This window comes from Sphingopyxis sp., assembly GCF_036402335.1.
Lineage (GTDB): Bacteria > Pseudomonadota > Alphaproteobacteria > Sphingomonadales > Sphingomonadaceae > Sphingopyxis.
In genome coordinates this window covers 1-8,365 of record NZ_DASWTD010000592.1, presented here as the reverse complement: position 1 = coordinate 8,365, position 8,365 = coordinate 1, and the positions used below count along the sequence as shown (strand labels likewise).

The following is an 8,365-nucleotide window of genomic DNA, read 5'->3' as shown; positions in this document are numbered from 1 at the left end:
AAGCTGGGGGTGAGGGTCGCGACCGCGTCGGTGACCGAGCCCGAGATCGCAAGCTGCTGGTCGAGTATATCCTTGCCGATGACATCGATCGTCAGCGGCAGCGCGTTCGGCGGCAGGATCGTGCGCGCGGCGGTGACGATGATCGCGTCGCCGCCATCGGCTCCGTCGGCGACGGGCGCAGTGTCCTGCTGCGCGAAGGCGGGCGAGGAAAGCGCCGTGCAGGCGAGCGCGGCGAGGGCGAATTTGCGATTCATCATGAGCTCCTGGTTTGGAGCGCGCGCTAGTGCGAACCATTCTCAAAAGCAAGGGGCAAGGCGAATTTATCCTCGACCTTGGAGAGGGGGACAGGCCGCATAAAGCGCGCTATCATCTTCGCAATGCGGGAAAAGGAACTACGCTTCGCACTGATTTGCTACGGCGGCATCAGCCTCGCCGTCTATATGCACGGGATCACCAAGGAGATCTGGCGGCTCGCGTCGGCATCGCGCGCCTTTCACGACGGCGAGGCGATCGGCGGGTCGGGCGGTGTCTATCGCGACCTGCTCGCGGCGATCGCCGGACATGGCAGCGTGCGGCTGCGCGTGCTGCCCGATATCGTCGCGGGGGCCAGCGCGGGCGGGATCAATGGCGTCTTTCTCGCGCGCGCGCTCGCCACCGGCAAGTCGCTCGATCCGCTGACCGAGCTGTGGTTGAAGGATGCCGATGTCGACAGCCTGCTCGACCCCGATGCGCGGCCACTGTCGGCGATGACGAAATTCTGGGCGGTGCCGATCGCCGGCTGGGCGATGAAGCGCCGCGGCAATGCCATCGACCGCACCGTCGGCGAAGGCGCACAGGACGAGGTGCGCGCCAAGCTGTCGCGCTTCGTCCGCGCGCGCTGGTTCGAACCGCCCTTCGGCGGCGTGACCTTTTCGAACCTGCTGCTCGATGCGTTCGACGCAATGGACGCGGGGCCGCAGGGGCCGCCGCTGGTGCCCGCCGAGCAGCCGGTCGACCTGATCGTGTCGGTCACCGACTTTGCCGGGCACAAGGAGCAGCTGACGCTCAACAGCCCGCCGCGCGTGACCGAGCAGGAGCATCGGTTGATGATGCATTTCCGGCACAATGGCCGTGCTGGCAAGCGCCTCGACGATGTGCCGGGGCTGGTCGCCGCAGCGCGCGCGACCGCGAGCTTCCCCGGCGCCTTCCCGCCCTTCACCCTGCGCGAGCTCGACACCGCGCTCGAAAAGCGCGGCGTCGAATGGCCCGGGCGCGAGGCATTCATTCGTGCGCAGCTGCCGCGGGTGCCCGACAGCGACCCCGCCGACCGCGTGCTGATCGACGGCGCGGTGCTCGCCAACGCACCCTTTCGCCCGGCGATCGCGGCGCTGAAACAGCGCCCGGCGCGGCGCGAGATCGACCGCCGTTTCATCTACATCGACCCCAAGCCCGATTATAAGGCGATCAGCGTCGGCAAACCCGGCGAGGCGACCGAACAGGGCCAGCTCCCGGGCTTCCTGCCGACGATTCTCGGCTCGCTGTCGGCGATCCCGCGCGAGCAGCCTATCCGCGAGAATATCGAGATGATCGAGGGCATGTCGCGGCGCATCCGCCGTATGCAGCACATCATCGACGCGATGAAGGTCGAGGTCGAGGAACAGGTCGCGGCGCTCTTCGGTACGACCTTCTTCCTCGATACGCCGACGCCGGCGCGGCTCGCGAAATGGCGTGCCAAGGCGCAGGACCAGGCCGCGGCGCGCGCGGGTTTCGCCTATGCGCCCTATGGTCACCTCAAATTGTCGGCGGTGATCGACGCGCTGGCGAATATCGTCGACCGGCTCGTCCCGCCCGAGGGGCCGGTGCATGTGATCAACCGGCGGATCGCGATGTGGGCCGAGGCGCGCGCGCGCGGGCTCGACCGGATTTCGGGAAAGAAGGGCACGGGCGCGAGCAGCGCGGCGATCGAGTTTTTCCGCACCCACGACCTCGGTTTTCGCATCCGCCGCCTGCGCTTTCTCGCACGCGAACTCGATGGGTCGGTCGAGGCGATGCGCGAGAAGCGCGACCCGGCGTGCGAAGAGATGCGCGAGACGATCTTTACCGCGCTCGGCAAATATCTCGAGCGCGAGGGCGATGCCTGGCTCGCCGACCTCGATGTGCCGGCGGATACCGAGCCGGGCCAGTGGATCGACGCGATCGCGGCGCGCCGCGACCTTGTCGCCCTCGACGCCGAAACCGACGAGCTGATCGCGGTCGGGCTCGCCAAGCTGCCCAGGGATGACCGGCGGACGATGCTCTTCGCCTATCTCGGCTATCCCTTTTACGACATCGCGACACTGCCCCTTTTGCAAGGCGAAGGGTTCGACGAATTCGATCCGATCAAGATCGACCGCATCTCGCCGTCCGACGCGACCGCGATCCGCACCGGCGGCGCGGCGGCGATGCTGAAGGGGGTCGAGTTCAACAGCTTCGGTGCGTTCTTCAGCCGCGCCTACCGCGAGAACGACTATCTCTGGGGCCGGCTCCACGGCGCCGACCGGCTGATCGACATCGTCGCGAGCAGCGTGAACGGCGATAGCGCGGTGCCGGTGGAAGAGCTGAAAATGCTCAAGCGCCGGGCGTTCCACGCGATCCTCGACGAGGAGGAGGAGCGCCTGCCGAAGGTGAAGGCGTTGATCGACGAGCTCAGGGTAGAGATCGACCGATCCCTATAGTGCTCCCCGGCGAAAGCCGGGGCCCATGGCGTGCTGAAGCAAGGCTGTTTAGCCATCCGGGCCCCGGCTTTCGCAGGGGTGCCCGGCTTTGGGCGACCGCTCAATCGGTCAGATCGTCCCACATTTCCTTGATGCGGCCGAAGAAGCCTTGGCTTGCCGGGCATTCCTCGCCCGTTTCGGTCTCGCGAAACTCGCAGAGCAGTTCCTTCTGCCGCGCGGTGAGCCTGGTCGGCGTCTCGACGTCGATCTGGACGACAAGGTCGCCGTGGCCGCGGCCGTTGAGCACCGGCATGCCCGCGCCGCGCTGGCGGAGCTGCTTGCCCGACTGGATGCCCGCCGGGATCGAGATGTCATGTTTCTTGCCGTCGAGCCCCGGGATGGCGATCTCGCCGCCAAGCGCCGCGGTGGTGAAGCTGATCGGCGCGCGCGTGAACAAGGTCGTGCCCTCGCGTTCGAACACCTTGTGCCGCGCCATGTGCAGGAAGATGTAGAGATCGCCCGGCGCCGCGCCGCGCGCGCCGCTCTCGCCTTCGCCCGACAGGCGGATGCGCGTGCCTTCGTCGACCCCGGCGGGGATGTTGACGGTCAGCGTCTTGCGCCGGTCGACGCGGCCTTCGCCATGGCATGAATTGCAGGGATCGGCGATGACCTCGCCCGCTCCCTGGCAGGTCGGGCAGGTGCGCTCGACCATGAAGAACCCCTGCTGCGCGCGCACCTTGCCGTGGCCGGCGCAGGTCGAGCAGCGGTTGGTCTGGGTACCGGGCTTGGCGCCCGATCCGTCGCACGCGTCGCAGCGCGCGGCGACGTCGACCTGGATTTCGCGCGAACAGCCCGCGAAGGCGTCCTCGAGCTTGATCTCCATGTCGTAACGAAGGTCGGCGCCGCGCGCAGGCCCGCGCTGCTGGCGTCCGCCGCCACCGAACGCCGAGCCGAAGATCGATTCGAAAATGTCGCCGATGTCGCCAAAATCGGCGTTGCCGCCGCCGCCGAAACCGCCCGCGCCGCCATTGACGCCGGCTTTGCCGAAGCGGTCGTAGGCCGCGCGCTTCTGCGGGTCCTTCAGGCAGTCATAGGCTTCGCTGATCGCCTTGAAGCGCGCTTCGCTGTCGTCGCATCCCGGATTCTTGTCGGGGTGATATTTCATCGCCAGCTTGCGATAGCTCGCCTTCAGCGTGGCGTCGTCGGCAGAGCGCTCGACTTCCAGCAATTCATAATAATCGATGTCGAGCGACATAATCTATCGGCCCCTAGCCTTACCTCTCATATCCGTTCGCCCTGAGCCCGTCGAAGGGCCGCTCTTCTTCTTCGCAGCGGAAGAGGAAGGACGGTGCTTCGACAAGCTCAGCACGAACGGCATGAGAGGACAGCCCTTTACTTCTTGTCGTCTTCGACTTCGGAGAATTCGGCGTCGACGACGTCTTCGTCGGCTTTCGCTTCACCAGCTTCATCGGCGCCGGGGGATGCGGCCGCCTGCTGCTCCTTCTCGTAGATCGCCTGACCGAGCTTCATCGCGACCTGCGCGAGCGCTTGGGCTTTTTCGGTCATCGCGGCGGCGTCGCCGCCTTCGACCGCGGTCTTGGCTTCGGCGACCGCTGCCTCGATCTCGGACTTCAGCCCCGCGTCGACCTTGTCGCCATGCTCGCGGAGCTGGCTTTCGGTCGAGTGGATCAGGCTTTCGGCGTTATTCTTCGCCTCGGCCGCCTCACGGCGCGTCTTGTCCTCTTCGGCGAACTGCTCGGCGTCCTTGACCATCTGGTCGATGTCGGCGTCGCTGAGGCCGCCCGAGGCCTGGATCTTGATCTGCTGTTCCTTGCCGGTGCCCTTGTCCTTGGCGTGGACCGACACGATGCCGTTGGCGTCGATGTCGAAGGTCACCTCGATCTGGGGCACGCCGCGCGGTGCGGGCGGGATGCCGACAAGGTCGAACTGGCCGAGGATCTTGTTGTCCGCCGCCATTTCGCGCTCGCCCTGGAACACGCGGATCGTCACCGCCGACTGATTGTCGTCGGCGGTCGAGTAGACCTGCGACTTCTTGGTCGGGATCGTCGTGTTGCGGTCGATCATCCTGGTCATGATGCCGCCCAGCGTCTCGATGCCGAGGCTCAGCGGGGTCACGTCGAGCAGCAGCACGTCCTTGACGTCGCCCTGCAGCACGCCCGCCTGGATCGCGGCGCCGATCGCGACGACTTCATCGGGGTTCACGCCGGTGTGCGGTTCCTTGCCGAAGAAGTCCTTCACGACTTCGCGGACGCGCGGCATGCGCGTCATGCCGCCGACGAGGACGACTTCGTCGATCTCGCTTGCCGAAATGCCGGCGTCCTTGATCGCCTTCTTGCACGGTTCGAGCGTGCGCTTGACGAGGTCCTCGACCAGCTTTTCGAGGTCGGCGCGGGTGATCGTCTTGACGAGGTGCTTCGGCCCGTTGGCGTCGGCGGTGATGAAGGGCAGGTTGACCTCGGTCGTCGCAGCCGACGACAGTTCGATCTTCGCCTTTTCGGCGGCTTCCTTCAGGCGCTGGAGCGCGAGCTTGTCACCGCGGAGATCAATGCCTTCGTCCTTCTTGAAGCCGTCGGCCAGATATTCGACGAGCTTGCTGTCGAAATCCTCGCCGCCGAGGAAGGTGTCGCCGTTGGTCGACTTCACCTCGAACACGCCGTCGCCGACTTCGAGGATCGAGATGTCGAAGGTGCCGCCGCCAAGGTCATAGACCGCGATCGTCTTGTTCTCGGTCTTGTCGAGGCCATAGGCGAGCGCGGCCGCGGTCGGCTCGTTGATGATGCGCAGCACTTCGAGGCCCGCGATCTTGCCGGCGTCCTTGGTCGCCTGGCGCTGCGCGTCGTTGAAATAGGCGGGAACGGTGATCACCGCCTGCTCGACCTTTTCGCCGAGATAGGCCTCGGCGGTTTCCTTCATCTTCTGCAGGATGAACGCGCTGATCTGCGACGGCGAATAGTCCTCGCCCCCCGCCTTGACCCACGCGTCGCCATTGGCGCCCTTGACGATGGTATAGGGAACGAGCTCCATGTCCTTCTTGGTCATGGGGTCGTCGAAACGGCGGCCGATCAGGCGCTTCACGGCGAAAACGGTGTTTTCGGGATTGGTGACGGCCTGGCGCTTCGCCGGCTGGCCGATCAGGCGCTCGCCATCCTTCGCAAAGGCGACGATCGACGGGGTCGTGCGCGTGCCTTCGACATTTTCGATAACCTTGGGTTTTCCGCCTTCCATCACCGCGACACAGCTGTTCGTGGTGCCGAGGTCGATCCCGATCACTTTTGCCATTATTCACTCGTCCTTGTTGCTTCTCCGGCGCCCTGAAAAGGCACGCCGTCCATGGGTTTCATGGGGGCGATATAGGTGCGCTAATCCTTGGCACAAGGGCTTTCAGGGCTTATCGAGGGCGTGAAATGACGCGCTTTTACGGAGTCCTCCCAAAATGAAACCTTTTGCGATCCTTGCCCTTGCCGCCACCGCGCTCACCCTGACCGCCTGCGAGGAAAATCTGGGCAAGGGGCAGCCGCTGAACGTGGTCAGCGGCCATATCGTGATGGGCGCGACCGACGATCGGCCGGCGGTGGGCTATTTCAGGGTCGAGGGCGGCCCGGTGCCGGTCGAACTGGTCGCGGTGACCGCCGAACTCGCGCAGCGCGTCGAAATGCACGAAAGCGTCAAGGAAAACGGCGTCGTGACGATGAAGCCGCTGGCGCGCGCATCCGTCCCCGCGAAGGGCGAACTGGTGTTCAAGCAGGGCGGCAAGCATCTGATGATCTGGGGCATCAACGGCGCCGCGGTGCGCGCGGGCAAGCTGCCGATGGCGTTCGTCTTCACCAACAACAACAACGAGCGCATCCTCTTCGACATGGTGATCAAGCCCGCCGAAGGTACGGCCACTACGGGCGAAATGGATCATGGCGCGATGGACCATGGTCCGGCGGAAAAGGGCGCTGAACAGGCGGCGCCGGACGCTGCGAAGAAATAAGCATCGGTGCCGCGCCCGTCGCGACCCCTCACAGACGGCGAAATCGCGCTCGCCCGGACGGTGTTCGGCGACGCGATCGCCTATGACCGGGTGCGGGTGAACCATCACAAGTGGATATTCTTCCAGCCGCGCCACATCGTCATGGCGCCGATGGGCAGCCTGCACTTCAACCCGCACGGCGAGCTTTATTGCGACGATTTCAGCGCTGCGTCACAGCGATTGCAAGGCCTGTTCATCCACGAAATGACGCATGTCTGGCAGGCGCAGACACGCGGGCGCTGGTATCTGGTGCTGATGCGCCACCCCTTCGCGACCTACAGCTACAGCCTCAAACCCGGCTGGCTGCTCACCCGCTACGGGCTGGAGCAGCAGGCCGAGATCGTCCGCCATTACTGGCTGCTGACCCAGGGCGTCACCGTCGGCGGCGCGCCGGGGGTCGAGGCCTATCGCGCGATCCTGCCGTTCGGCGCGCGCTAGGGTCAGGACCTGTTACTTGCCGAACAGCTGCGCGCAGCCGTTGCCACCCCAGCTATAAGTGACTTCGGTGCCCTTCGTCGCATAGTCGACGATCATCCCGCCACGCAGTTCGAAGCTCGCGGTGCATTCGATCGGCGTCTCGGACCGCGGCGGGCCGCCGGCGACGCACATCATGCCGCCGTTTTTCGAATTGGGATCGGGGACATACATATTACCGGCGCCGCAGCCCTGCGACGGGTCGGGACCCAGCATGACCCCAGTCTTGTAATAACGCAGGAAACGCGTGCCGGCGCGGTCCTCGAAGCTTGTCGGCGGGCCCCAGCTTCCCACCAGCTCGGCCTCGCCATGCGTGACCCACGCTTCGAGCGCGCGCACCACCGCTGCAGGCTCGCGCCTTTTGCGCGCCTTCGCGATCGCCCCATTGGCCTCGGTTTCGGCCATGATGGCGGCGGTGCGCTGCTGGTCCCTCTTGTCGGCCTCGACGACCTCGCCGGCGATAGCCTGTGCCTCGGCCAGCGCCTTTTGGCGCCTGGCGTTCAGGCTTTCCATCTCGCGCTCGAGTTCGGCGGCCGAGCGCGGCGTGCTGGCGGGGCGCTTGCCGTCGGTCCACATCGAGTTCCACGCGAGATCGGTGACGTCGCTGGTCGTGACCGGCCCCATGTACATCCATCCGCGATCGGTGAGGTCGGTCTTGCGCGCCGCGAGGCGCTGCTCGCTATTCTTGGGCCCCATGTCGCAGGCGAAGGCGATCAGCGCCTCGCCAACCGCATTCGTCGGTTGTTTTGCCGGCTGGTCGGGCGCGGTCGTGAGCTTTCCGCCGCGCGGCGAGACCTGGATGAGCTTCTCTTCGAGCGTGTTCCGGTCGCAATCGATGATCATGTTCGACGACACCCAGTCGGGTGCCTTCGCATTTTCGAGGACCGTGATGGTTTCCAGCTTGTAGGTCTTTTCGGTAAAGGGCACCGCATCGAGATAGGTCTCGTCGACGACGACGAAGATACGGCCCGGCTTTTCGCCACCGGTGTAGACGAGCCATCGCTCGCCCGCGAGCGCCGGCGACGCCAGCATGGCGGCCGCTCCGGCGATGGCAATTGCGTATCCCTGTTTCATTTCCTCGCTCCCGATGCAGGCTTTGCGTGACCAAGACGGATTGGCGCGGCGAAACCCTTTGGCCGATCTAATTCGAGCAAAATCAGAATTCTATCGTCCTGACGCCTCA

The 8,365-nt window shown here is 65.4% G+C and carries 6 protein-coding genes and 1 pseudogene; 3 read left to right on the top strand and 4 right to left on the bottom strand.

All coding sequences use genetic code 11. The annotated features are described in order from the left end of the window. Positions 1 to 254, bottom strand: a pseudogene (locus VGD20_RS19260) (TonB-dependent receptor); the annotation flags it as partial. Between the two features lie 123 nt (positions 255 to 377). Here VGD20_RS19260 and VGD20_RS19255 point away from each other — a divergent pair. Further along, the gene (locus tag VGD20_RS19255; protein WP_331135989.1) at positions 378 to 2,693 is read left to right on the top strand and encodes a patatin-like protein; all 2,316 of its coding nucleotides are present in this window, start codon (positions 378 to 380) and stop codon (positions 2,691 to 2,693) included. A 100-nt stretch (positions 2,694 to 2,793) separates the two neighbouring features. On the opposite strand, the gene dnaJ is transcribed toward VGD20_RS19255, so the two are convergent. Then, on the bottom strand, positions 2,794 to 3,927 hold the full coding sequence (gene dnaJ / locus VGD20_RS19250) for a molecular chaperone DnaJ (protein WP_331135988.1): 1,134 nt from the start codon (positions 3,925 to 3,927) through the stop codon (positions 2,794 to 2,796). Between the two features lie 137 nt (positions 3,928 to 4,064). Further along, positions 4,065 to 5,972 carry a molecular chaperone DnaK gene (gene dnaK / locus VGD20_RS19245; protein ID WP_331135987.1) on the bottom strand — a complete coding sequence of 636 codons (1,908 nt, stop codon included), beginning with the start codon at positions 5,970 to 5,972 and terminating at the stop codon, positions 4,065 to 4,067. Between the two features lie 154 nt (positions 5,973 to 6,126). On the opposite strand from dnaK, the gene VGD20_RS19240 reads away from it, so the two are divergent. Together VGD20_RS19240 and VGD20_RS19235 are read left to right on the top strand one after the other, a co-directional pair. After that, positions 6,127 to 6,669 carry a copper chaperone PCu(A)C gene (locus VGD20_RS19240; protein ID WP_331135986.1) on the top strand — a complete coding sequence of 181 codons (543 nt, stop codon included), beginning with the start codon at positions 6,127 to 6,129 and terminating at the stop codon, positions 6,667 to 6,669. 6 nt (positions 6,670 to 6,675) lie between these two features. Next, on the top strand, positions 6,676 to 7,146 hold the full coding sequence (locus VGD20_RS19235; RefSeq protein ID WP_331135985.1) for a vgr related protein: 471 nt from the start codon (positions 6,676 to 6,678) through the stop codon (positions 7,144 to 7,146). 12 nt (positions 7,147 to 7,158) lie between these two features. Here VGD20_RS19235 and VGD20_RS19230 read toward each other — a convergent pair whose 3' ends face one another. Then, complete coding sequence (locus VGD20_RS19230) at positions 7,159 to 8,256, bottom strand: hypothetical protein (protein ID WP_331135984.1); 1,098 nt, start codon at positions 8,254 to 8,256, stop codon at positions 7,159 to 7,161. Between the last annotated feature and the right edge of the window lie 109 nt (positions 8,257 to 8,365).

Bases quoted from the DNA above. Each gene is read 5' to 3' on its own strand.
- dnaJ (WP_331135988.1), bottom strand. From the start codon at position 3,927: ATGTCGCTCGACATCGATTATTATGAATTGCTGGAAGTCGAGCGCTCT.
- VGD20_RS19230 (WP_331135984.1), bottom strand. From the start codon at position 8,256: ATGAAACAGGGATACGCAATTGCCATCGCCGGAGCGGCCGCCATGCTG.
- dnaK (WP_331135987.1), bottom strand. From the start codon at position 5,972: ATGGCAAAAGTGATCGGGATCGACCTCGGCACCACGAACAGCTGTGTC.
- VGD20_RS19255 (WP_331135989.1), top strand. From the start codon at position 378: ATGCGGGAAAAGGAACTACGCTTCGCACTGATTTGCTACGGCGGCATC.
- VGD20_RS19240 (WP_331135986.1), top strand. From the start codon at position 6,127: ATGAAACCTTTTGCGATCCTTGCCCTTGCCGCCACCGCGCTCACCCTG.